The 26,239-nt window shown below is 42.6% G+C and carries 21 protein-coding genes; 2 read left to right on the top strand and 19 right to left on the bottom strand.

From position 1 onward, the window contains the following. Positions 1 to 48 precede the first annotated feature (48 nt). Positions 49 to 1,164, bottom strand: coding sequence for a TlpA disulfide reductase family protein (locus FW774_RS04020; RefSeq protein WP_149346840.1), 1,116 nt, complete (start codon positions 1,162 to 1,164; stop codon positions 49 to 51). 1 nt (position 1,165) lies between these two features. Further along, the gene (locus FW774_RS04015) at positions 1,166 to 2,347 is read right to left on the bottom strand and encodes a formimidoylglutamase (RefSeq protein ID WP_149346839.1); all 1,182 of its coding nucleotides are present in this window, start codon (positions 2,345 to 2,347) and stop codon (positions 1,166 to 1,168) included. A 293-nt stretch (positions 2,348 to 2,640) separates the two neighbouring features. On the opposite strand from FW774_RS04015, the gene FW774_RS04010 reads away from it, so the two are divergent. Then, complete coding sequence (locus tag FW774_RS04010; protein WP_149346838.1) at positions 2,641 to 3,564, top strand: glycerophosphodiester phosphodiesterase; 924 nt, start codon at positions 2,641 to 2,643, stop codon at positions 3,562 to 3,564. A 217-nt stretch (positions 3,565 to 3,781) separates the two neighbouring features. After that, entirely contained in the window at positions 3,782 to 5,935 is a 2,154-nt protein-coding gene (locus tag FW774_RS04005) for an alpha-galactosidase (protein WP_187774800.1), read from the top strand. A gap of 289 nt (positions 5,936 to 6,224) precedes the next feature. Here the strand turns inward: FW774_RS04005 and FW774_RS04000 are convergent, their stop codons facing one another. From FW774_RS04000 to FW774_RS20590, 17 genes are all read right to left on the bottom strand, one after another. Next, entirely contained in the window at positions 6,225 to 6,779 is a 555-nt protein-coding gene (locus FW774_RS04000) for a WcaF family extracellular polysaccharide biosynthesis acetyltransferase (protein WP_149346837.1), read from the bottom strand. 33 nt (positions 6,780 to 6,812) lie between these two features. Beyond that, a complete protein-coding gene (locus FW774_RS03995; protein ID WP_187774799.1) occupies positions 6,813 to 7,190 on the bottom strand; it encodes a type II toxin-antitoxin system VapC family toxin in 378 nt (125 codons plus the stop codon). Next, positions 7,178 to 7,411 (bottom strand): hypothetical protein, encoded by a 234-nt coding sequence (locus FW774_RS03990; protein WP_149346836.1) that lies wholly within the window; start codon positions 7,409 to 7,411, stop codon positions 7,178 to 7,180. Before FW774_RS03990 ends, FW774_RS03995 begins: the two co-directional genes overlap by 13 nt. 69 nt (positions 7,412 to 7,480) lie before the next feature. Further along, a complete protein-coding gene (locus tag FW774_RS03985) occupies positions 7,481 to 8,347 on the bottom strand; it encodes a glycosyltransferase family 2 protein (RefSeq protein ID WP_149346835.1) in 867 nt (288 codons plus the stop codon). 170 nt (positions 8,348 to 8,517) lie between these two features. Continuing rightward, positions 8,518 to 9,171, bottom strand: coding sequence for a class I SAM-dependent methyltransferase (locus FW774_RS03980; protein WP_149346834.1), 654 nt, complete (start codon positions 9,169 to 9,171; stop codon positions 8,518 to 8,520). 669 nt (positions 9,172 to 9,840) lie between these two features. Next, on the bottom strand, positions 9,841 to 11,274 hold the full coding sequence (locus tag FW774_RS03975; RefSeq protein ID WP_149346833.1) for an XrtY-associated glycosyltransferase XYAG1: 1,434 nt from the start codon (positions 11,272 to 11,274) through the stop codon (positions 9,841 to 9,843). Positions 11,275 to 11,484: 210 nt separating this feature from the next. Further along, the gene (locus FW774_RS03970) at positions 11,485 to 12,882 is read right to left on the bottom strand and encodes a hypothetical protein (protein ID WP_149346832.1); all 1,398 of its coding nucleotides are present in this window, start codon (positions 12,880 to 12,882) and stop codon (positions 11,485 to 11,487) included. A gap of 1 nt (position 12,883) precedes the next feature. Then, positions 12,884 to 13,987 (bottom strand): acyltransferase family protein, encoded by a 1,104-nt coding sequence (locus FW774_RS03965; protein ID WP_149346831.1) that lies wholly within the window; start codon positions 13,985 to 13,987, stop codon positions 12,884 to 12,886. A 4-nt stretch (positions 13,988 to 13,991) separates the two neighbouring features. Further along, the gene (locus FW774_RS03960; protein WP_149346830.1) at positions 13,992 to 14,960 is read right to left on the bottom strand and encodes a glycosyltransferase family A protein; all 969 of its coding nucleotides are present in this window, start codon (positions 14,958 to 14,960) and stop codon (positions 13,992 to 13,994) included. Next, positions 14,957 to 16,189 carry a glycosyltransferase family 4 protein gene (locus FW774_RS03955; RefSeq protein WP_242457708.1) on the bottom strand — a complete coding sequence of 411 codons (1,233 nt, stop codon included), beginning with the start codon at positions 16,187 to 16,189 and terminating at the stop codon, positions 14,957 to 14,959. Before FW774_RS03955 ends, FW774_RS03960 begins: the two co-directional genes overlap by 4 nt. Next, a complete protein-coding gene (locus FW774_RS03950) occupies positions 16,186 to 17,007 on the bottom strand; it encodes an FkbM family methyltransferase (RefSeq protein WP_149346829.1) in 822 nt (273 codons plus the stop codon). Before FW774_RS03950 ends, FW774_RS03955 begins: the two co-directional genes overlap by 4 nt. A 7-nt stretch (positions 17,008 to 17,014) precedes the next feature. Then, positions 17,015 to 18,565: a GMC oxidoreductase gene (locus tag FW774_RS03945; RefSeq protein ID WP_149346828.1), complete on the bottom strand. Its 1,551-nt coding sequence runs from the start codon at positions 18,563 to 18,565 to the stop codon at positions 17,015 to 17,017. Continuing rightward, positions 18,552 to 19,430 carry an aldo/keto reductase gene (locus tag FW774_RS03940; protein WP_149346827.1) on the bottom strand — a complete coding sequence of 293 codons (879 nt, stop codon included), beginning with the start codon at positions 19,428 to 19,430 and terminating at the stop codon, positions 18,552 to 18,554. Before FW774_RS03940 ends, FW774_RS03945 begins: the two co-directional genes overlap by 14 nt. A gap of 3 nt (positions 19,431 to 19,433) precedes the next feature. Beyond that, positions 19,434 to 20,720 (bottom strand): glycosyltransferase family 4 protein, encoded by a 1,287-nt coding sequence (locus FW774_RS03935; protein ID WP_149346826.1) that lies wholly within the window; start codon positions 20,718 to 20,720, stop codon positions 19,434 to 19,436. Further along, the gene (locus tag FW774_RS03930) at positions 20,690 to 21,931 is read right to left on the bottom strand and encodes a glycosyltransferase (RefSeq protein ID WP_149346825.1); all 1,242 of its coding nucleotides are present in this window, start codon (positions 21,929 to 21,931) and stop codon (positions 20,690 to 20,692) included. Before FW774_RS03930 ends, FW774_RS03935 begins: the two co-directional genes overlap by 31 nt. 259 nt (positions 21,932 to 22,190) lie before the next feature. Beyond that, positions 22,191 to 23,432, bottom strand: coding sequence for a glycosyltransferase family 4 protein (locus FW774_RS03925; protein ID WP_149346824.1), 1,242 nt, complete (start codon positions 23,430 to 23,432; stop codon positions 22,191 to 22,193). 466 nt (positions 23,433 to 23,898) lie between these two features. Further along, complete coding sequence (locus FW774_RS20590; RefSeq protein ID WP_242457707.1) at positions 23,899 to 26,187, bottom strand: glycosyltransferase; 2,289 nt, start codon at positions 26,185 to 26,187, stop codon at positions 23,899 to 23,901. Positions 26,188 to 26,239 lie beyond the last annotated feature (52 nt).

The following is a 26,239-nucleotide window of genomic DNA, read 5'->3' as shown; positions in this document are numbered from 1 at the left end:
CAGCTTCTTAGATAGCCTCTTAAATAAGGCTACAAACGCCTTTCCGGATTAATCCAGCAATTTCCCCAGCTTATCCAGCAGCTCCTGGCCACGCAGGTTTTTCGCAATGATCTTACCTTCGGGACTGAGCAAAAAATTGTGCGGAATTGAAGTAACATTATACAATCGTGCGGCCTCGCTGTTCCAGAATTTGAGGTCTGAGATATGTGTCCAGGTAAGGTGATCGTCTTTTATAGCCTGCAACCAGTTTTTACGGTCGCGGTCTAACGACACGCCTAACACGGTAAAGCCTTTTGATTTATATTTGTTGTAAGCCTCAACCACGGTTGGATTTTCCTGGCGACAGGGGCCGCACCACGATGCCCAGAAGTCCAGCAGTACATATTTTCCCCGCAGGGATGATAATTTTACCGGTGTGGATGTTGTATCGGGCAAACTGAAATCGGGAGCGACGGCTCCCACAGAAAATTTCTTTTCTTCACCGATCTTTTTCTTTATCACTGCAGCCGTAGGCATTTGCCTGATGTTATTGCTCAGCGTTCCGAACAGGCTATCGGCCTGCACATAATTGCCGCTATGCTGGGCCAGCTGCGAGATGAGCAGCAGGCTTAAGAACTCATCGCGTTGTGATAAGATGGTTTTCTTCTGCAACTCTTCGAGCTGCGTTAAAACAAGCTCATAATTATGCTGTGCCGCCTGCGCTGCCGAATCGAGATTGGCCGATGTACCTTTCAGCTTGTTAAAATCTGCTACAATCTGGCCGGCTTTATTGTATAACGCGGCTGCATTTTTATTGTATGCCTTAAACGCAACATCGGCCTTTGAGCCGCTTACAAGAGCATCGCTCAATTTGTTCTTAACGACTACAGTTATGATTCCTTTATCGAGGAAAAACATACAGTAATCGTCTTTCTCTTTCTGCGGATTTGCTGTCCAGGCTATAATACATTGCTCGGGCTCGGCCAGCGTTCCGCTAAAGCTGAACCGGGGCTTAACGGCCATACTGTCCCTTTTTTCTTCGCCGTTGCTCAGGGAAGTGCGTATAACATACAGCTTATCGTGACCCGCGGTATTCTCTATTTTTCCGTTCACGGTGAACTTATCCTGCGCTAACACGAAGCAAGCCTGGGATAATAAAAAAGACAAAATAAGGTATTTCTTCATGTTAGCTCAGTTTCTGATAGGTTTTCCACCATAGATCGGGCATTTCGCCGGCAACAGCCACCTGGTAATCCTCGTAACGGCAGGGCACTAAATGATAACGCTCATTACCGGATAAGCCCGAAGGATAAGGAACCTGCATCCACCAACGGTCTGTTTTTTTACTTTTAACGAAGATAAGCTCATGTGTATTATCTTTTAACGATGCCCGGTAAATAAGGTATTGCGATTTAGGCTGTAACGGAAAATCTTTTTTCCGGTTATAAAAGCCATCTACAAAATACCAGAGCATCTGGCTGAGCAGTACCGCCGTCTGCCCATTCTGATCATACGCCGGATTAAACTCGTAAAAGCCTATGGATGTCAGCTTATCGTTCATACCGGCATAACGGCAAAGCTGGCAGGCTTCTTCGCCGTAAAACCCGTTGGGAGTGGCATTACCGTTGGCGCAGGCATCGGCAGAGCGTATGGCCGAAATGTCAAAGCTGATCATGTTGGCATTCCGGATAATGGGTTCGGCAACGCTCATATTACCCGTGAAATCGCCCAGGCGATTCACGTCAAAATAGAGCTTTTCCATCACCCGCAGGCTATCCTGGCTTACAAAATAGGTTTGATAACCTATATTGCTGAAGTTAAACAGGTAGTTGGGTTCGTGCAAAAATATCTTGTTAAGATAGGCGGTAGACTTTGTAGCAACGGTATTTTCTTCGGATTCATCCAGGTCAAAATGTGAATCGATAACTACCAGATCAACCTTTTGCTCCAGTTCTTCGTAAGCCATATATTGAGCATACGTAATATCCTGTCCCCCACCTAAAATTACCGGCAGGATATTCTTTTTTACCAGCTCGGCCACTACCAGCTTTACAGCTATATAGGTATCGGCAACACTGGCCCCTGCTTTAATGTTACCCAGATCGACAATTTTGGTGTGATACGGGCCTTCGTACAACATGTAAAACTTTTCACGGATATAATCAGGGCCCAGGGCACAACCCTGGTTGTTCTCCGCATTACGATCGTCTAAAACACCGATAAGCGCAATATCAAACGTACCGGCCTCCAGGTCGGGAAATTCATGGGTGTAAACTTCCACCAGACTACCCAGCTGGCTGGTATAAAAGCCCTGCTTCGGGCTGATGTTGCTTTTATTTACCGGACTGAAAAAATCAGCTAATGACATGGTTATGGTTTTACTGCGATTTTAACGCAAAACTACTTTAATTAAATCGTATCTTACGGTTTTTGCCTGATTAAAGATAAGTTATTTTGTAGTGAATTAAATATCAGTACTATGGATCTTTTGCTACGTTATAGGGACTCTTAGGGAAGTGATGAGGCTTAAATTGAACAGTCCGGCCAAAAGCATACGGAAGTATGCTATATTAAAAATAACCTTGATTTTATGGTAATCCCATATTTTTTTCGTTTCTTCAAACTCGTAAACAATAAGAAGAAAACATAATAAATAGAAACATGAAAGCTAACCAATTCATTTTCGGTGCATTAGTTACCGGCGCCTGTTTAAGCGGATGCTCTACTTCAAAAAAACTAACTGCGGCTAACACTCCCGAATTTCCAAAGTTTGATTACGAAGCTCACCGAGGCGGTCGTGGGTTAATGCCCGAGAATACCATTCCGGCAATGAAACATGCTATCGACCTGAATGTAACCACGCTGGAGCTGGATATGAATATTACGAAAGATAAAAAGGTAGTAGTGTCGCACGATCCCTATTTTAATCCTGATATTACCACCACCCCCGAAGGCAAGCATCTTACCATGTCCGAAGCCAGAAAGCGCCTGTTATACAGCATGACCTATGATAGCATCCGGAAGTATGATGTAGGTATCAAACCAGACCCTCATTTCCCGCAACGCAAGAATGTAGCTGTAGTAAAACCCTTACTAGCTGATCTGATCGATGAAGCCGAGGCGTATGCCGCAACCAAAGGTCGTAAGATGTTTTACGATATGGAAATTAAATCCAGCAAAGCCGGAGATAACATCAGGCATCCCGAGCCGGAAGAGTTTGTGAACCTGGTTTTTAAGGTATTGAAAGATAAAAAAGTGCTCGACCGTACTGTTATCCAGTCATTTGATATCCGTCCGCTGCAGATCATTCATAAGCGTTACCCCGAAGTAAAACTTTCTTACCTGGTAGGTAAAAAAACGGCTGCTGATGTGAATAAACGGATGGAAGAGCTTGGTTTCAATCCTTATATTTACAGCGTGCAGTATGATGCCATTACACCTGAAATGGTTAAAGCCTGCCATGACAGGAACATCAAAATTATAGCCTGGACACCAAACACCGAGCAGGATTTCAAAGCATTAACCGATATGGGTGTAGACGGTATAATAACCGATTATCCTAACCTGTATCATTTGAGTAAATAAGCTTATAGTTCATGGCGTATGGTTCATGGCATATAGCCGGGAAAGAAAAGACGAGATTTGTGAATAACAGGGCTAAAGCAACCCGCTCGTGCCTGTTTACAAAATGGGTACAAGCTGATATGAACAATTTCCAGAGCCTTCTTTTTGCTTCCGGGTATCCGGTATAGCTACAAACTGGCTTTACATACAATAACTTAAACTTTTTAACTTTCATTCTATGATCCGTATACGAATAATCTGTTTGCTTTTTATAGCTATCGCCGGAAATAGCTATGCCCAAACCAATGGACCTATTAGCATTACAACCAAAAACACCGAGCTTATTTTCACAGTTGGCAAAAACAAGCGATTGTACCAGAATTACTTAGGAAAGAAATTGGATAAGCCAGTATTGCCCTTACCTAAGGGAATCGAGGCATATCCCGGTGGCGGTATGGACTTTGAGTTCGAGCCGGCTATTCGTGTGGTACATCCCGATGACAATCCATCGCTGGAGCTGAAATATCAATCGTATAAAACGGTAGCAATAGCCGGGGGAACACAGACAGACATCCTGCTAAAAGACGAGGTATATAATATGGGAGTAACGCTGCATTTTGCAGCTTATGCAGATCAGGACATCATTAAAACCTGGGCGGATATTCATAATGGTGAGAAGAAAACAATTACACTTACCAATTATGCATCGGCCATGTTACATTTTGATGCCGGGAAATACTGGCTTACCCAGTTTCATGGCGACTGGGCCAAGGAAATGAGCATGCAGGAAAGCCAGCTAACCAGTGGCAGCAAGGTGATCGACAGCCGTTTGGGCACACGTTCCAACAAATTCCAGGCGCCGGTTTTCTTCCTTTCATTGGGCGATAAGCCTGCAAACGAAACCGAGGGAGAATTGATAGCCGGTACTCTGGCCTGGACCGGGAATTTTCGCTTCTCATTCGAGATCGATAACAAAAATGTATTGCATGTCCTTTCGGGTATCAATTACTATGCTTCAGAATATCGCCTGGAACCCGGCAAGGATTTTACCACGCCGCAGTTCATCTTTACCTACAGCAACCAGGGCAAGGGCCTGGCCAGTCGCAACCTTCACACTTGGGCCCGTAAATATGCTGTACTGGATGGCGAAAAGTCACGCATGACCCTGCTCAATAACTGGGAAGCTACGGGCATGAAATTTAACCAGGAGAAACTGGTGGGTTTGTTTGACGATGCCAGGAAGTTAGGTGTTGATCTCTTCCTGCTCGACGATGGCTGGTTTGGAAATAAATATCCCCGCGATAACGATAAGTCATCACTGGGCGATTGGCAGGCCGATAAGAAAAAGCTGCCCGATGGAGTGCCTTACCTGGTAAAGCAGGCAACGGCTAAGGGCTTGAAATTCGGTATCTGGATCGAACCCGAAATGGTGAACCCGAAAAGTGAGCTGTATGAAAAGCATCCCGACTGGATACTGAAGCTACCCAACCGCGACGAGAGCTATCAGCGTAATCAACTGGTGCTTGATCTGACCAATCCTAAGGTTCAGGATTTTGTTTTCGGCGTGGTTGATGGTCTGTTTTCTGAGAATCCTGATCTGGCGTACATCAAGTGGGACTGCAATCGTACCATGACGAATGCCTATTCAGCTTATCTTAAAGGTAATCAATCGCACCTGTATATTGAGTACACCCGGGCATGGTATAAAGTGCTGGATCGTATACGGGCCAAATATCCGCATATTCCCATCATGTTATGTTCCGGCGGCGGCGGTCGTGCAGATTACGGGGCTTTAAAATACTTCACCAGCTTCTGGCCCAGCGATAATACCGACGGGGCAGAACGGGTTTATATCCAGTGGGGATACTCGTATTTCTTCCCGGCTAATACTATTTCGGCGCATGTGACCAACTGGGGCAAGCAATCGTTAAAGTTCCGTACCGATGTAGCCATGATGGATAAGTTGGGCTACGATATCAATGTAGGGGAATTTAGCGGCGAAGATTCACAGTTCAGCAAAGAAGCGGTAGCCAATTATAAACGCATCAGCAATACCATCTGGTTTGGCGATCTATACCGTTTGGTATCGCCCTATGAGGCTAACCGTGCAGTGCTGATGTATGTGGATACCCTGAAGACAAAATCTGTTCTGTTCTCTTATAACCTGCAGACGCGTTATCACGAACTTTTAACGGTGGTTCGTTTACAGGGACTCGATCCGGCAAAGAGTTACCGTATTAAAGAAATTAATTTATTGCCGGGTAAAAAGTCAGCCTTAGCCTGCAATAATAAGGTTTACAGCGGTCAATACCTGATGGAAGTAGGAATTGATGTAAGCCCGGCCAGGCAGGCTGCATTTAGCAGCGCTGTGCTGGAGATCACTGCGGAATAATAAAGAAGCTGGCATATAAACAGGCCGGAGTTATCTCAATGGGGGATAACGCCGGCCTGTTCGTTTAACCCGACGGAGTTGTTCCAGATGCAGCTCTATCGGTATACCTTGGTTATAATCCGGAGATTATGTAATTATCAGTTTGATAATTATCATTTTAAACTTTCAACCTTCCACTTCCTGGTTTCTTGCTTCTCTCAGATGTTTTATTGTTTCGGTATTCGGCTTCCTTTAGCTACCCTTGCTTTTCAACTTCTTGTTTCTTGTCTCTCAGTTCTTGCTTCTCTTTTCAATCAATCACCCTATCTCTAACCTTTACAGCAGGATTTCCCTGGTAAATACTATAAGCTTCCAGATCTTTGGTTGCTATAGCGCCCGCAGCAAGTACGGCATGCGAATAACAATGCACTCCCGGGCAGACCATGGCTCCGGCACCGATCCATACGCCGTCTTCCAGAAAAATTTTTCCGGTCATCAGGTCAAAGCCTTCCGTTTTATAATTATGGTTTCCCGTCATTAAAACCGCTTTTTGCGATACGCATACATTCCGGCCAATGATCACATCATCCAGGTTTTCGATAAAACATTCGGCAATCCAGGAATGATCACCCATCGTGAATTTCCAGGGATATTTAATATGTACGTACGGTTTAATACGTACATCCTGGCCAATACGGGCGCCAAACAAACGCAGGATAAATGCTAAAACACTACTAAAAGGGATTAATCCCGAACGGAAAAACAGGCAGCTGGTGAAATACCAGAGCAACTGTTTGAATACAGATGCTCCGGGTTGATAATCCTTGGTATCAAATTTCTTTTTGAGTTGTACAGCGTTTTTCATGTTGCATTTCTGCAAAGGTGTTTTATGAGCTGCTTAAGCGTATGGATTGTGTATCTCTAAATTTTCAATACGTCTGAAATCGCTAATATTACGGGTAACAAGCGTTAATCTTTGAGCCAAAGCTGTTGCGGCTATAATAGCATCGGGAGTTTTAATTTTAATTTTCTTCCTGATAGTGATGGTGGTGTCTACAATATCATCTGTGAGTGGCAGAATAGTTGCTAGCTTAAGAAAGGTAGACATTTTTTGCTCTTCTTCAGGTATACTATTAAAGCCCAGTATTTCAATTTTGGTGATAATCGAAATATTGAACGAATGGTCAAAAATTCCGTCCAGAGCAACAAGTTGCTCTGGGTTAAAACACTCTGCTGTATAATCTATTAAGACATTGCTGTCTATCAGATATCCCATTCTGCCCTACTTTTATGGATATGTTGATGCATCGCCTCAGAACTTTCGGCTGATAAAAAGCCTCTCAGTTGCGAAGGCTTTAATTCTTCAAGTTGTTGTTCTGTCCCAGATTCAGATTCTTTTATTTCAAAAGCTATGACTTCAATTAGCTTTCCAATTAAGTTTTCCGGAAGTTGTAATTGAAGCGTAGCCTGTGTAGGTTTTAAAATAGTCCTTATCATATTATAAATATAACAATATTTTAGGAAAAATGATTGAGTATTTCATATGTACAACCTACACCTGACTTTTCACTTCTCACTTTTCACTTTTGACTCTTGGAGCAATTCTTCAATCTTCACATCTACAATTAAACGGAACCAGAAGCCCTGTAAAAAATGAAATAATATACCATTTTTGCCATCCAGTATACCCAGTTGAAAGACCATCCGGTAGGTAAAATACAAAAACGGACGGATAAAGCGTGGCAATCGCCACCAGATCTGTTTGAGCCAGGCGATACGTTCATCCGGCGAGCCCATCAGGCGTGGTCGTATAGTTTGTGTGCGGAGTTTCTGTAAACGTTCTATTTCCTCATGAGCAACGAGATCACTATAACGATTATGTTTATTGATCCAGAAGCTGATCTCGTTCTCCTTCAGGTTTTCTTCCAGGATATGGCCTTGCTTCCAGATGATGGAATTTCCAGGCACTACGAAGCGGTGATCCATATTCTCATTCAGATCCGAGTAACCAATACCGTAACGAAACATTTTGAGCAGGTACTTCGGGTAATAGCCACCGTATTTTATCCAGCTTCCCTTGAAGAAATTTTTACGGTTAAAATAAATGCCATTAACGCCCTGGTACTGTGCATCGCCGAACGTGCTAAGTTGTTGATATAGCTCAGGTGTAACTACCTGGTCGGCATCAAGACCGATTACCCAGGGTGTGCTGACCGGGAAGGTCTTTAAAGCCACGTCCCATTGTTTAGGATGATTTTCGAAAGGATGTACGGCTATTTTTGCCCCATACTGTTCACAAATAGCAGGTGTAGCGTCTGTACTGCCAGAGTCGAGTACAAAAATATCGGCATTAAGCCCTTTGATAGACTTAAACAACCGCGGAAGGTGTATCTCCTCGTTATAGGCTAATATGATGAATGAAAAATCAGGCATGGATATAGATAGCGGATAGTTAATAGCTTATAGTTCATGGCTGAAGATAGTGTTAATTTATGTTGCAACAATGTATCTGTTGATAAACTTATCACCCCATAACCTTCTCACCCTCAGTTTATAGGTTTATAAGTTGATAAGGTTATGTTATTGTGAATTTACTCATAAACTTATACCCTCCTAACCTTCTCACCCTCAACCTCAATCCTCGCTTTGATCATCATTGATTTCCAGAGGCCGGGAAAGCGCCCGCATCCCAGGAAATCTGTTACGGTGAAGCCCTGCTCTTCTAACGCCTGTGTCAATGTTTTCCGCGACCATAGCTTAATATGGCCACCGTCCCATAACGGGTTGGCATGTGCATCCCATTTCCCGGCTATGGCTAAAGCAAGGTTTTTCAAATAGCCATGATAGGGAGTGGAAAGTATCAGGTTACCGCCGCCATTCTGCAAAAGTATTTTCCGGCAAAAAGCAATAAAACGCCGCGGATCATAGAGGTGTTCAATCACTTCGGTTGATATGATGGTATTAAACGGAATTTCAGCAAGCTGCCCGGGCAAATCGTCGGTAGATAAGTCCTGCACTGCAAAGTGCTCCGGGTGCTGTTTCCGGGCAATGGCAATGCCTTGCTCAGAGGCGTCGGTTCCGTATGCAATATAACCTTGTTTAAGCAGAAAACGAACCATTGCTCCGTTACCGCATCCTAAATCAAGTATATATTGAGATTTATTGGTTCCCAACAATTTAAGCAGTGGTTGTTCCAGGTAAGCATGCGTATGTGCAGCATCTTCATTGAAAAAACCGTAATCGTGATAAGCCGACATGTAGCGGGTTTAGGGGATTATAAGTTTATAAGGTTGGCTATAAGTTACCAGGAAATGTTTAACTGTTGAATCGTTTAGTTGTTGAAGTATCTGGATTCCAATTAATAATATGTCAATAAACTTATAATCTCATAACCCTCTCAACCCTACGAAGCTTATAAGTTAATGAGTTTATAGGTTTATGCTGTTCGTTTCATTTATAATCTCATAACCCTATAACCTTCTCAACCTCGGCCTCACCCTCATCCAGCCCCTCAGGCTATAGGTTTATAAGTTGATGAGGTTATGTTATAGTGAATTTACTCATAAACTATCACCCCATAACCTCCTTAACCTTAGCCTCGTCCTCATCCAGCCCCGCAAGTTTATAGGTTTATAAGTTGATGAGGTTATGTTATAGTGAATTTACTCATAAACTATCACCCCATAACCCCCTTAACCTTAACCTCGTCCTCATCCAGCCCCTCAGGCTATAGGTTTATAAGTTGATGAGGTTATGTTATAGTGAATTTACTCATAAACTATCACCCCATAATCTCCTTAACCTTAACCTCGTCCTCATCCAGCCCCTCAGTTTATAGGTTTATAAGTTGATAGGGTTATGTTGTAGTGAGCTACCCATAAACTTATAACCTCATAACCTTCTCAACCTCAACCTTATCCTCCACCTCATCCTGACAAAGCATCCTCATACATTGCCAGGTATCGTTTCACCAGCACGTGTTCATCAAAATCCCGGCGAATAATATCCGGGGCGGCTTCCCGTATGTGGGTTCGCATAGCGATATCTTCCATAGCTTGCACAATATGCTGTGCTATAATTTCCGGTTTAGCCTCACAGACCCATCCTAATTGTTTGTGCTGTACATAGTCTGCAAGACCAACGTTAGTACTGATCAGGACAGCTGTGCCCACAGAAAGACTCTCGATGACCACATTGGCAAAATTCTCATCGTGCGAAGGTAAAATCAGCAAGTCGTGTTGTTGCAATACGGTAAATTTTTCCTCCTGTCCCAGGTGGCCCAGCCAGCGGATATGCTGGTCAATGCCCAGGGCAGCGGCCTGCGACTTTAATTGTTCCAGGTAACCTGGCTGTCCGTCGCCTGCAATAGCCAGTTCCCAGGGCCGGTTACACCATGCTAACGCGTCAAATAGTTTATCCAGTCCTTTCTTTTCTTCAACCCGGGACAGAAACACAAGTCTGAATATCTCTTGCTTATTGCTTCTTGTTTCTTGCCTCTTATTTCCGGTTTCTTGCCCCTCTTCCAATAGCACAAAATTCGGTATAACGCTAATGCTTTTGGGATCAAGCAATCTACAGATATCCTGTTTCTCCTTCTCGCTGGTAACATGAAAATGGCAGCGCTGTAACAGCGGTTTGCCGATAAAATAGTGAAACAGCTTTTTTACCGGACTGTTACGGTTGCAGAATGAATAGGTGCTCAACGTCCCCCGGGGCGACAGAATTACCGGGTAGCTGTGCCATAAAGCTATTGCAACCGAAAATACCGAAACCAGGTTCCACCAGGCATGAATGTGAATAATGGTATCGCTTCCGGTATTGTTGATGGGGTGATTTGGTGATTGATTAATGGTGCGTCTTTGTAACTGTTTATGCAGGTGCCACAGCAACGCCGGACTAAAGTGCGAATGATCTTTCGTGAGGCGTTTAAAATAACGTACCGGTACCCCGTCAACAAACACCTGTTTACCCGGTATTATGCCTTCCAATTCTGTGGAGCCGTTGGCGGTAGTTGTGAGCACCTCAACGTGTAGATTGTTTATTTGTTTATTTGTTAATGAGTTTATTGCACTGTTATGCTCGTCCTCAACTCCGGCTTTGTTTAACTGTTTATTTGTTGATGCGTTTATTTTACTATTATTCTTAACCTTATCCTCAACCTTGATCTCAGCCTCAGCCTCAATCGCAGTCTCATCCTTGTTAATCTGTTGATCTGTTAATTTGTTTATTCCCTTGTCCTGCTCAACCTTAACCTCATCCTCACCTTTGGCCAGCGCTTCGCTCAGCCGCGAAACCGACATGGTTGGACCGCCGTAGATATAAGCCGGCTTATAGGAAGCGTTGATCTGGATGATATGCAAGGTTGTGTGCGTTATTTGTTGTTCGCTGAGCTATGTAATAATGGATGAGAGACAATAGCTGGTTTAATTGTTGAATCCTTCCTTGAATTACCGGTATTTTCTGGTTAATCAATTAAACAATCTGTTAATTAGGTATGTCCATTGCACGATAATGTAATAAAAACATTACCTCATAATCTCCTTGATCTTGAATTCACTCATGTTTTTTAGCTATGATTTCAAGTAGTTGAGCAATGGTTTTAAAAATACGGTTTTGACTAACAGGTACATTACAAAATACATACATAAGGCTCCCACAATTTTATCCAGTGCTGTTTCAAAGCTATTAATTACGTAAAACATGGGCAATACCAGTGCACTACCCACCACAATGTCTGGTGATTCCTGGATAACAAATTTATAGATAGAGCCAATAATAAAACCGAATACCAGCAGGATAATATGCATACCTATCATTCCAAAATCCACGTAGCTTTCGGCAAAATAACCCAGGCTTACTGAAGTACCCTTATCAGCACCATAAAATTCTGTTCCAGTATACAAACTGGCCTTCTCTGAATCATCAATCACTTCCTTGTTAGGGAACAATAAGCGAGGTTGCAGGATACGTGTAAATGCGCCTGTCCATAATTTCCCATTTGTATGAGGTACATTTTCAGGTACATTACTCATTGTGGCAGATAAGAAGTCAATATAGGATAGACGGGCTACTGTATATTCAAAACCATCTTCAATGCCTTCCTGGTCAGTTTCGAGTACTAAGCTAAGCAATTTGGCCAGCGATTCTTGCGTACCACGTACCGAAATCTGGGCTTCCGCCCCACCAGACAGGAATTTGCGATACTCGGGTTTTACGTGCTGCCAGATCATCAGGAAATAAGTTCCGATAGTAAGTATCAGAGCCAGTGGAATAATATGTTTGGGTTTTAAGCGTTTTCCAAACACAATGATCATTCCGATAAACAGGGCGAAGAAATAATCCTTAAATCCCGAAAAATAACCGGTCAGGCTGATGATAATATCGTAACAGGCTACCAGGATAAACAACTTATAGCGTCCGGTATTGAAAGAATAGAGCATGAACAGGAAAAATATGGCCCATTTAAATTCAACAAACTTACTGAGCGGCTGTTGCAGGCCTCCTAACGTAAATGATAGTGCATAGAGTATAGGGTAAGAAAAGGAACAGATCAGGTAAGTTCTGAGCAGTTTACTATAATTATAATCACTTTCTCTGATAGTAAATGTTCCTTTATCTTCCAGGTTAAGTGTTCGTAACTGGATATGAATACCGATAGCCAGGGCGATTAAACCGATCAAGCCCAGATAAAAAGCGGCCTCTATATGTTCAGGATAGTCATGTACCGTAATAAAATCAACACCTGTATAGTTGGCATAGAAAACCTTGATACTTACGGCCACCCATTGCGCAAGCAGGGCAAAAAACAAAATGGGTGAATCTCCTTTTCGCCAGACCAGCTTCATCAGAATAAACGGTACAATGATAGCGCTGATAGTCAGCAGGGTATTATAGCTCATAATGGCATAAATAATCCCTAAAACAAAAATAGCGGTACCTTCTTTCCCGGGTGATCTGAATTTATTCATATTATTTCCCCAACTTAGGCATAACCAGTAATTGGATTCGTGAAAAAGCCTGTCGGCTTAAGTAGGTTTCCAATATGGGGCACAAAAATAGCATAATGAATATAATACCTGCTTGTGTTATAGCTGATACGTGGTAATGCTGCATGATAATGAATACCGGGTAATGCAGGGCGTATAGTGCATAACTACCATGCCCTATATGGTTAAAACAAAAATTAAATCCTTTTTTTAAGGAATTCTTTAAGGATGATTTCCAACAGGCATTAAGCTTAAACAGGCCATACAGGATAGCTGCGATACATAGACCCTGAGCAATTTCATATATGGATGCGGACGGAATATATTGCCTGCTGGTGATCAGTAAAACCGATAGGAAAAATATCAGTAACCAGGATTGTCCCGGACGCCGGGCACAATAAACATCTACAGCAACCTTAAAGCCTGCTATCCAGATAATAAAAGCAGTCAGAAAAGCCATCAGTGGCATAAAACCAACGTAACGGTTAACCAGAATTCCTGTAATAGAAAATACACCTAGCACGATCCACTGCACATTTTCTGAACGCAATATCCGGATGCGCAGTATCAAAAAAGAGAAAAAAGGAAAGAAGAGATAAAAAAACATCTCATACGCTAATGACCACAAAGGGCCATTATTGCCATAAGGGGAGAACCAATAAGATGTAGCATATTTAGAAGTTTGCAGAAACAACAGATTTCCAATAAGATTTTTTAACGAATAGTCACTTTGATGGATGGTACCCGATAATAACCCAATAAATATGGAAAGTAATAAGGCTAACCAATAGACCGGCAATATACGCTTAAACCGCCGGTATAGATAGAGATTAGTATCTTCCTTTCCCAAAAGCCATTTCCCTTGCCGGGACAGGGCGATACAGAAACCCGAAAGCACAAAGAAAAACAAAACTGCTATAGTATTCTGCTCAGATATAAAGCTCAGGATCCTTACGAAAGGAATAGCCACCTGACGCTGCACTACCTCGCCATTAAAAACCATATAATGATGTACCACAACAATCAATGCGGCAAGCCCGCGCAGACTATCTAAAAGAGGAAGGCGATTATGTGGGATTAAAGGCAAGTTATCAGTTTAAAGTTTTCAGCACTTTCCGGTAAAACCACATTTCTATACGTAATACCCGGAAAATTTTAATCAAAAGCCAGCGGTAACACAATGCCGGCAAAAAGGCAATCTCTGATAATAGCCTGAAACCGCTGCGGGAAAGCATGTATTGTTTTTTATAAAACAGAAACACTAATTCATTGAAATACATCGTTTGTGTTTTCCACTTCCAGCAGCGCAATACTTTTTTCGTATCAGCAGCGGAAACCATGGTTAATAATGATTGCATAATCAGAATATCTTCCTCTATCCGGTAAAGCATGCTGATATATTGCCTGCTTAACTGGTTTGTATGTTCACGCAGAAAAATATTGGCATCACGGTTAAAACCGATTGGAGCGTGTTGTACCAGACGGGTCCAGAGCTCAAAATCCCCGCTTACGCTCATATCTTCCCGGAACAGATCTGTTTGATTTAACACATCCCGCACAAGTGTAACGTTGGCTATATTGCCGGGCATACAACCCCAATAACAGGATGTCTTTGCATATAATTCTTTGGGAATAATATCCGGAGTCCCGTCTCGCTTATTAAGCTGTAATACTTTCCCGGTTTGGTCAATAATATCCCTGCCTGAGTAACTCATGCTAATGGAAGGATATCGCCGATGAAAAGTAAGGGTGGAAGAAAGACAATGTGGTTTCATGACATCATCCTGCGACCATAAATGAATCAAGGGAGCAGTACTTTCATGAATAAGCTTATTTAATGTCTTAAATAAACCCAGGTTTCGTTCATTGCGGTATATTTTTACAAAATTGAGATGCTGAACCAGGTTTACTATACGCTCATAGCTGTTATCCGTCGAACAATCATCACAAATTAAAAATTCAAAATTCTCAAAATCCTGCTTCAGTACCGATCGGATAGATTGTTCAAGCAAATCACCCCCATTATATACTGGCAATATCACACAAATTTCAGCTTTCAAGGCAGTTGTTTTAAAATAGCTTTAACTTGTTCACCTAACGACCAGCTTTTAATCAGTTCCCTGGAACGCCCTCCCATAATTCGTAATCTGGATTTACTGATACATAGGCTATTCAGGGCACTTATTAATGCGTTCTTATCGCCGGCTTTAAAGACTTCACCATTATCCCCCCGCCTGACTAAATCATGGGCACAACCTGCCTTATCTGAAACCAGTACCGCCTTACCGGCAGCCATAGCTTCATTCACCGCAAGGCCCCAGGTTTCACCCGGCCCCTGTGAAGGTAAACAGAACAGATCGCAGGCCTGGTAAACTACCGGCATATACTGCTGGTTCTGGAAATCCATGAAATGCACATCTTTTAACTTTTCACTTTCCACTTTCCACTTTAAACTTTCCTCCAAAACGCCATTCCCGACAAATAACAGGTGAACCTTAGGCTTAACCTCGGCCTCGTCTTTGTTGAATTGTCGACTTGTTGATTTGTTTATCTCAATCTCAACCTTAATCTCAGCCTTATCCTTAACCTCAATAAAGGCTTCCAATAACAATTGTGGGTCTTTCTTAGGTTCCAGTTTACCGGCAAACAGAATAAGAACATCTTGGTCTGAGATACCCAATCGTTGTCGCAATACTGTCGCTTCCGTTGTTCTATCAGCGGCAAAACGTTCGTTGTCGACGGCATGCGGCACAAACACCAGTTGATCGTCTTTCAGGCCATAGCGTTTAAAATACCGCCGGTTTTCTTCGCCCACGTATAAGGCCTTGTCAACGTGCTTATACACCCACCTCAATAAAACCGTTTTGAGCAGACTTTTCCAGTTGTATTGTTCATCCAGCAGGGTGGAGTCTCCGCGGAACCATACCGGTATTTTCCCACTAAAGTATCGTAATACCTTCACATGACCGGCATAGGCGTAGCCTATTAGCAGAATGGCGTCTGCCTGCCAGGCCTCGATCTCTCCGGCAAGGTCAGGATTTTGTATCCTCAAAAAACCTGAGGATCCGGGTTGCCGGGCAATATTGCGGGTAAAATGATATTCATATCCATCTAATAAGGGAATGTCCCAGGTAATGTGCCTGCCAAAATCCGGATCGTATTTATTTTGCAATACCGATGTCCCCCAGGTATAAAATACCTTGATGCTTAATCGTTCTTCCATGGCCAGCAACCGGAAAAGCGGAGCGTAATACTGGATGGGATGGGTAATGACAATAGCAAGTCTCATGCTTTTATTTGTGGCCAGCAAATTAGCATGTGAGGAATATAGCCAATAGCCAAAAGCTCTTGTGCAGATGAGCAGACCGCCTTACTTGGATTGTTAAAGTGCGCTATATCTTTTGCACAATATTTATATTTCTCCAAAAATAAGGCCGTTGTTTCAAAAGCTTCTTTTCCATGTAATTCAAGAAATAATATCGGTTTCTTTTCAGTGAAGAGCTTATGCCCGTTCATTAAAGCATATACCTCAGCTGATTCAATATCGAACTTAATTAAATCAGGTTTTGGTAAACCTTGTGAAACGAGTTCATCTATACCGTAACACTTTACAGTTTCAAGTTCAAGTTCATGAATATCCTCCTTATACTGCTTCGATAAACCGTACGGACCATTGCTGCCATTTAGATTTGAAACAAATTGTATTTCAGAATTATCAGGGCCAACAGCACAATGTTTAATCGTAACATTTCCCCAATTATTAAGTATAGGTATTTCTTTAAGTCTGCTATATGTACTTTTTGATGCTTCAAAAGTGATTACCTGTCCCTTCTCACCAACCAATTTCCGAAAGATTGCTGTGTAATATCCCACGTAAGCACCGCAATCCCAAACGATAAAACCCGGTTTAATTAATTCATGGAGGTGCATTTTTTTTAATATCCAATTATCATAGTTACCAAGCCAGTAAGACCCTTCTTTTCTGATATCTAAATTTAGTTTCACGCCTTTAGCGGGTCCTGAAAGCACCTTGTATGTATTATAATCCTTCCCCCCAGATGTGAGTTTCCATATCAAATGCTTTATGTACTTCTTTTTTATACTCATTACCGTATTAATTTTGGTGTATTAAAAAATGGCTTAATCTCGCTGCTAATGCCAATAAAGTAAGAGTGGGATTTGAGTGAGAAGATGTAGGGAATACAGAGCAACTGCAAATATAGAGATTATCTGTTCCCCACAATTTTAGATTCGGATCAACTATACCTGTTTCAGGCAAATCACTCATTCGGGTGCCTCCCATATGATGGTTAACATCCGAAACTAGGTTTTGCCAATCTTTATTATCAATATCAATTTCCTTTCTTACCTGTAACTGTCCCAATTTAAGCCGTTCAAATTCTGTTTTTATTAAGCTTGTCATCTGTACAATGGTACGCCATGAGCGTGGTGATATATCCCAATTGACTATTGGAACGGGGTGTCCTAAATAATCTTTAACTTCTGATAAACTGATAAAACTGGTATGTATAGCTTCCTGTTCTACCATTAGTTTTATATTGGCTTCAGCTTTAGCTTTATAATAGAATTTGTGAAATATTAAAGCATAAGCAGAACGTATTAAGTCTTTACTGTATATAGGAAGTCTTTTCAGGTATTTGATTTCATACCGGTTTAAGAAACGTTTGATAGCAATATAGGGGTTTTCGACATTTTCTGGCAGAGAAAAAAATGCCATGGCTGAACCATTTAATAACTGGTTTCGGACTTGTTGGGATTCGGCTAAACTTAATCGTATAGAAATTTTATTGTGACAATCAGTATGAGTATTAAAGAATCTCTGCAGCCTATAAGATTTTTTAGAAGAAAGTTTGCCAATATCTATACAGGGATGTTCCATAAAACCTGTTCCTAATATAGAACGGGCTGATTCATTTTTAATAAGGTGATTATTGTTTAATAAAATACGATTTGTCTCAATTCCACCCGGTGTAAGAAGGAGATATCGGACGTTTAACGTAAATTTCTTTTTTAAGTGATTGATTACGGTTATATTCTGAGCCCTGTTGTTATTTATAGTAATATGCTCTAATACAGCATGAAATAATACTGTGACATTTTTCTTTAAAACAGAATTATACAGAGTTTTAAAATTGGGTTGTCTGGCCCATTTTGAAACATGATATTTAAGTTTAGAAGGATCAAATAATGGGCGATCACTAAGTGCTATCTTGTGAAATAATCGTTCTCCCTCATATTCCATTCCTTCAATTTTCATAAACTGATTAGCTTGTTTGTAAAAAGGCATCAACTCGGCATAACTTATGGGCCAACCACTGTTTGAAACCCAGTCTCTTTTTTCAAAGTCCAATGGTGAAAAGGGTAAAGATTGTCCTCCCCACGCAAGTGTACTGCCACCAATAGCTCTTTTTCTCCCCCAGGAAACACCCCCCATCTTTTTCCCACTTTCTATCACTTGATTTAATTTCTGAATATGATCGTCTATATAAAAATTGCCACTTTCAATCAATAATACGTTATAGCCGGCTTCACTTAACTTAACTGAAAGCAAGATTCCTGCAGCACCTGCACCAACAATTGTATAATCAAAAGTCTGGTTCACAAAACCAGCAGTTGTATCGTCATGAAGATCAAGAAATGGCATTCTGAATCAACTTATCAAGTTTATTTGGTTGGATATTTTTGTATTTATCAAGTACAGATAAATTTTTAATCAGGTTTTTTTCTTTGGTAGTAGAAAACAATACCTTACCGCAAGGATTACTTATTATAGCGTGCATTAATAGAAAACCAGCCAATTCATCTGAAGAAATATCGACTGATTTAATACCTTGCGCAAGTGGTTTCAATATGCTATGAAAGATATGTAGTTTATCAGTATGTTGATTATAAAAATCTAATTTACTTTTAAAATCAGGGATAAACTCATACTGAAGGATGTCCCAATCCTGATAATTATTTTCCTGTTTAAAGTTTGTAAAACTACATGCGATACCTAATTTTTTAATAGTTCCGTTTTCCTTCATTTTGAACAGATAGTCTAAGCTATCTTCAGTTAAGAAACCAGGTAATCCTTCATGCAATAAATAATTATCGATATAGTCGGTTCGTAATGCATGGAGACTCTGCTCTAAACTTCGTTGAATCGAGTTTTTCTGAATCTTTCTGTAAGATTGTAAAGATTCAGATTGTATAATATGCGGGATAATAGTCTTGAATGAGTTACTCTTTCGCAATTTATTAAGATAATTTATAAATAACGCTACAGAAATAGGTATTCTATTGTCAAAATTATCTCCTAAGCCAAATTTAGTACTAATAACAAGTTTATCTCGTTTCCCTCTGGAAAATTCCCCCACGATCTTTTCAGAATAACCTTTTCCATATAAAGGAGCCGTATCAAATAAAGTAATTCCCTGATCATAAACAGTGTTTAATAATCGAATGGCCTGTTGTTTAAAGGGAAAAGTAGTAAGAGTTACACAACCAAAACCAATATGCTTCCTCATTTTTTAGTGTTTAAAAACCTTTTTTAGTGCATTTGCCAGCATCCTCGTCACATTGCGGGCCGAATATTGTTCAAAAGCTTCCTGGTTAATCGTTGCGGTATCAAAGCCATCAAGCAACCGGAGGTATTCCGCCCATTTCGCCAGGAAGGTTTCAGCAATATGTGATATGTCAGGTTCTCCCTTAAAGCTGAGTACGGTTCCTGCACCGCTCTGTTCAATAACCTGACAGGCAGTACTGTCCTGATGCAGGATAGCAAATGCGGCTTTACCACTCAATACCGATTGATAGACCTTAGACGGTGTATAGTGCGCTTCCGTACTTCCCAATATAAAAGTACCATCGGCCGCATGCAGGTGGCATAATACATCCAGGTATGGAATACGCCGGGGATATTCAAAAAAAACAGAATGCCAGAGTCCGTACTGCTCAGCCAGTTCGCGGATATTATAGCCTTCCGTATCATCCGGTGATTTGCCCGAACCAATAAAGTGGATACGTACTCCCTCAAATTGCCGGCGGTGCGTCGAAATAACTTTCATAACTTCTTCCAGCGGACGGAATGCTTTGGGTAGCATAGCGCCGGCATATACAAAATCTTTTACTCCAGGTTCTTTTTCAAACAGGTGAGGCTTCAGCTGTAATTGTGCTACAATGTCATTATCCCGTTTTTCACCGCCATAAGGCATGGCTATGCATACTGCCGTATTCCTGAGGCCTGGGTTGCGATCAAGTACAGCCTCGTAATATCCCGGAGCTACGCCGCTGATTAAGGCTGCTTTTTTAACAGCCAGGGGCTCCAGCCATTCGCCCAGCTTCATAGACCACCAGGCTTTGCTTAATGTTCTCTCGGTACCAGGCCAGCGGTGCACCCAGGGGTCAATATAGTCAATGCCATAAGGGATACCGGTTACGCGATGTACCAGCGGCCCCAGCAGAGCGGCAAAATTGGATGGAATGGGTATATAAAGGAAGTCGATCTGTTCTTTCTTGGCAATCTTTAATATTCGTTGTAATAAAGGTATAAAAGCCCGTATCCCGATATCGCCTACCAGCTTAACCGGTTTAACCGGTAGGGCTTTTACCTTTTCAATACGCAGCCCGCTGGGCAACAGGTCACAGATATAAGGGTCTGTTTGCTCCTCGTAATAACGTTCGTGTACCGTCACAATAACGGGCTCCCAGCCAAAGTCAGGCAGGTGCTGGGCAAACAACCGGCTGCGGTGTACTGCCGCCAGGTTGGAGGGAGGGAAATGCGGCGCTACGATAATGATTTTTTTGGGTTGAGGCATGTATGGATTAAATAAATAAACTTCTCTTGTTCACGTTCCCAATTCAGATAGTTAGCACCATAGTAATAGGCCTTTTGCTTTGCTTGTTCAAGCTTGTTTGGATGATCTATCAGTAGTTGAATGGTTTCAGAAAGATTTTGATGATTTTTAAGATCAACTAGCCATCCACAATCGGGCCATTTCTCTAGAAAAGTACGTTGTGCCAACGTATTGCTCGCTATAAGCGCCAATCCGGCCTGTAAGTAAACAAAAAGCTTATTAGTCAGGCATACCTCCCGGTTATATGGCTCTCCGGTTTCTAATGCCAGACCCACGTCAAAGTTGGCAGTGAATTCTATAAGTTCTTGTTCTGATATAGGAGGGTGGAATCTAACAAGCCCTTCCTCTAGGTGATATTTCTTGATTAATGTATTAAAATATTTTTCTTCTTCCGTATGGAGCAGACCTAATAAATGAAGCTCTACATTATCATGATTCAATAAAGCTAATGCCTGCAAACATTCTTCAATACCCCGGTCTCTACCAATATATTGTGAAAACCAGAATAGCCTAAGTTTATTGGCCGTTTTAAATTGGAGTTCAGCATTGTTTTTAGGGAAAACATTTAGGATAACTTCAATCTTGCCGAGTTGGTATTTTTCCTGGTAAGCCTGAGCGATCAAAGGGCTGGCAGCAGTAATAAAGATCGCCTGGTCCAAATAACGTCTCTGAATATGTTCTATGCATTTTAGAATATCTGGCGAGTGGCTCTCCGCATCATGAAAATCTTCTGCATCAAACGCAAAACGCGAGCTTATACAGCGTGCAGCATCTGCAGCTACAGCTAAAGCCCCTGAATTGTGTGCCACATACAGGTCTGCTTTACATTTGTTGGCCTGTTTTAATTGCCAGTAATAATATCGGTTTAAGGCAATCTTGTTCAGTAATCTACTGTTGATGATTTTACTTAAAACAATGGTCAGTTTCTGCAAGAGCCCACTCAGATATTTCCTGTATTGATCCTTAAATTCTCTTTTACCCCAGGATAGTAAGATGACACGGCACTGCGGATTTTGCCTGATAAACGCTGCATCATCTTCATACAGATAAGGCATATATTGAGTGGCAATAACAGTTGTTTCGTAACCCTGTCTCTGAGCAGCCAAAACTTCCTTTCTCAACCTTGGGCTGGTACTCAAATGCCCTGGCGTAATCCAGCATATTTTAGCCATTCGGTGGTTGATTGTCTCTCGTTATTCGTTTGTTGTTGTTCATCTTTCTTTGAACAGGGATGATTTTACACTATCTTGTAATCCTATAACTTTCGCAATCTCACTCTCAGTTTATAAGTTGATGGGGTTATAGGTTTATGCCATATCTTCCTTTATAAACTTATAACTTTTCAGTCCTTAATCTCAATCTCACCCTCAACCTCAGTTTATAGGTTGATAGGGTTATGGCTGTACACAATTCAATAAACTTATAACCTCATTACCTTCTCACCTTATCCTCAACCTTACCTTTAACCTCACTCACCAATCTTTTCCGATATGTACTCCAGGGATAGGCTTGTGCCTGTTTCAGGGCGTTGATACCCATCGTTTGTAGTTTTTCCGGGTGATTATAACACCAGGTTAAAGCCTGCACGATGGCCTCTTTATCGCCGGGGGGGATCAGGATACCGTCCTGGTACGGTCGGATAATATCCGGCCCCCCCGAGTTGGTGGTGGTAATCACGGGAATACCCATGGATATTGCTTCAGAGATCACCATGCCAAACCCGTCTGCAAGAGTAGGCAGGATGAAGGCATCGGCTTGTTGCAGGATATGGAAATACTCGGGCTGGGGCAGGTTCTCAATAAAATGCACATTCTCTGGCAGATCCTGCCTGAAGAAATCAGGAAGTAAGTACTTACCTACCAGGAAAAGCTCTGCTTCTGCCAGACCAGCCGTTTTCCAGGCTTGCAGCAGGATATGAACGCCTTTACGCAGGCTTAAATTGCCAGCATATAGGAAACGGATCCTGGTTCTTGTTTTTTCCGGTTTGGCTGTAAGCGCATCCGGAAAGCCATACGGGATACAGATGATTTTATCCCCTGCAACGCCGGCCTCTTCCAACGTATGTCGCGTAAAGGTAGAATTACACAAGATAATATCAGCAGTTTGTAGTTCTTCGTCTCGTCGCGTATTCCGGCGTATGGCATTTTCGTCGTATAATAAACGGGTCGTACTATCGCCAAGTTCAGGATACTGCCGCAGTTGTTCCTTTACGATAGAATCAAAAAAAGCATGATGCTGGCTGGGCTGTTCATATATGCTTAATATTCCCAGGCGCTTTGCTGTCTGCAAAGTCATTAATGCCGCATGCTCATAGGTATGTACAAAATCCAGACCGGCATGGAGCTCCCCGGATACCCAATGGTCAAAACCCAGCTCACTCCATTCCCATAGCTTGTCGGACAATCCTGCAGGTGCATACCGGGCGCTGAAAACCCGTAAAAGTTCGGGAAATGGAGATTGCCTGATGAGCTTAGGGTTCAATTCAGGTACCTGCCTCCGTTTTAATTCACGTTTGATCCGGAGCGATAAAGATGCCATAAAAGTTGAGAGGGCATGAGCATGATGATAACAAAAGCGGGTATAAAAGCCCTCCAGCGAACCGGCTTCCTGGTAGGCCAGCACACTCTGCGTAATGTATGGCGCTATATTCGGATTGGCAATAATTCCCTTCATGCAGGCCGTTGTTTCGTGGTTCGTCTTTCGATGTTCGTTTATCGTTATTCGTTGGTTGTCCGCCCATAACTTCTTCACCCTCAATGCATATAGGTTTATAAGTTGATAAGGTTATGTTGTAATGAATTTACTCATAAACTTCTCACCTCATAAACTTCTCACCCTCGACCTCATTCTCAACCTTGTTTATCGGTTTATACTGTTCGTTTACAAAAGCCATTGTCCATATAAACTTATAACCCTATAACCTTCTCCCCCTTAACCTCACCCTCGTTTATAGGTTTATGCTGTTCGTTTACAAAAGCCATTATCCATTGTAAATTATCCATTAACCCTATAACCTCCTCACCTTTTAACCTTAACCTCAGTCTTATCCTCAACCTCATTCTCACCCTCAGTTTATAAGCCGATGGGTTTATAGGTTTATGCTATGATTATCTTATAACCCTATACCCCTATAACCTCCTCACCTTTTAACCTTAACCTCAGTCTTATCCTCAACCTCATCCTTAACCTTATTCCTCGCCATTTCCTCATAAAGCTCAAGGTACTGCGCTACGATTACATCGGCAGAAAACTGCTGTACCATACTTTCGCGTACGATTTTCCGGTCAATAGTAGCGACTTCCGCCAGTTTGTACTCCATATCATCCAGATCAGAGCATACATAACCGTTAATACCCGGTTCCACAATTTCGGGAACAGCTCCCCTGTTAAAACCCAGCACCGGCGTACCGCAGGCCATCGCTTCGATCATCACAATGCCGAAAGGCTCGTCCCACTGGATGGGCATCAGCAAGGCCAGCGCTTGTCCCAACAGGGTATTTTTCTGTGTGTCGTTTACCGGGCCCAGGTATTCAATCTGTTCATTGAGATAAGGTTTAACTTCTTGCGCAAAATAGGAGATACCTTCGGGGGGAATGTTACCAGCGATCCAGAGGCGCTTGCCGGTACGGATAGCCAATTCGATGGCCAGGTGAGTACCTTTAATAGATTCTATTCGTCCCAGGAAGATGAGCGGAGCATCGGTAGGAACAGTTTCCTTAAAGGTATAATAATCACTGTTTACCGCATTGTAAATGGTGTGGGCTGGTGCCAGCTGCGTTATCTGCCGGGTAATGTACCGGCTGCAGCCGGTGAAGCACAGGCTGTTTTTACGGGCGATCAGTACCGCTTTCCTGATTTGCGACTGGGTAGGCTCACGCTGGTACGACATGAGCTTGGGTAATGCCCGCGGCAACAGGAATGTCAGGTACGCCAGGCGACTGAAACTATGTACTACATCGGCAGGTACTTTTGTGATGACGCCGGTAAGCTGCAGCATGTTGTGTAAGGTGTCGATTAGGGGCCTGCTTTTGTGCCCTTTCCAGGAAACCAGCTGGCACGGGAGGTCTGAAAGAGGATTCGCAAATACTGTTACCTGGTGTCCGCGGCTTACCAAACCATTGACCAGCAGGTAGACCATGCGTTCAATCCCACCGTATAGCAGGGGGGGGACTGGTATCTCCGGATCGACCGTTAGCACAATGTGCAGTTTTCTTTTCCGGCGCAGTCCTTCCCCGCTTAATTGCAATAACCGTTTAGCTTCCTCTTCCCAGTTCAGTGACCCGGCAGCAAGCAGGCGGGCTTGTTGCTGATATTGCCGCAGGATATCCCGGTTGGTATACCAGCGTTTTAAAATAGCGGCGATTTCATCAATATGATCGCGGTGGTACATTTCGCCGATACCGGGGTAACGCTCTAAAAAATCCTGCTGTGCGGGTGTATCCGATGCTAACACAGCTAATCCTGCTTGAACGTAAGCGAATATTTTGTTGGTGAGGCACACCCGCCTGTTTTCGGTATGACCGGTTTCCGCGGCTATACCTGCATCATACCGGCTTAATGATTGATTCAGCACATTATTATCGACCAGCCCCATGAACACCAGTTGATGGTGAGGGGATGACAATGTCCGGAGAAAGTGATTTTTGATTGCATCGGTATATTCACCGTATACATAACAGGTAACCGGAATATCCGGTACGTAATTAAGCGCCTGGAAAATAGCATCCAGTCCGCGGTCCATTCCCACAACTTGCGAGAACCAGACCAGCTTCAGTGCTTCTTCCTCAGGTTGTTCGCGGTGGTTGAATTGTGCTGCCGGAAAAACATTGTTGATAACAGTTGGAACCTGACCGGGATACAGGTCACGATAGCGCCGGGCAATCAGGGGGCTGGCGGTAAGAAACAGGTCCAGGTGTGGAATGTACTGGTCTTCTATGCGGCTTACCAGTATAGCATCAGGGCTGTTTCCGGGGTATTCGCCCCGGTGAAAGTCTTCCGCATCAAAGCCGGCATAAGCGCCTTGTTGTTTAGCTGCCCGTACCACCACGGCCAGGCTGCCGGGGTTATGCCCGTGCACCAGGTGAAAATCAGATCGGTAGCATTGTTTGAGCAGAGGTAGGTAACCTGGGAACAACTGTTGTTCTGGTAAGATGCAAAGTTTGGTAAGGCGATAAACCAGCTTTACGATTTTTTGTAACAGGGTATAAAAAAAACGGGCCGGGTAATATTTATGCCGCCAGTCGATTGGTCGAAAAACCACTTCCGGGTGTTCCCGAATGATCCGCTTATCAAAATTTACATATTCGGGCCGAGTTTGGAAATAGATAACTTCCACATCATAAACAGCTTTAAAGGCGGAGATCTCCTTAACCAGCCGGGGGTTTTTTGCCAGGTGGGTGGTGGTGATGAGCAGGAGCTTTTGACGCATGTTTAGTTGGTTGAGAAGTTGATGAGGTTATAAGGTTATGAACACGTTAAGC

It is taken from the genome of Pedobacter sp. BS3, assembly GCF_008274585.1.
Classification (GTDB): domain Bacteria; phylum Bacteroidota; class Bacteroidia; order Sphingobacteriales; family Sphingobacteriaceae; genus Hufsiella_A.
The sequence above is the reverse complement of the archived record's forward strand: the minus strand, read 5'-3'. Positions and strand labels throughout refer to the sequence as shown.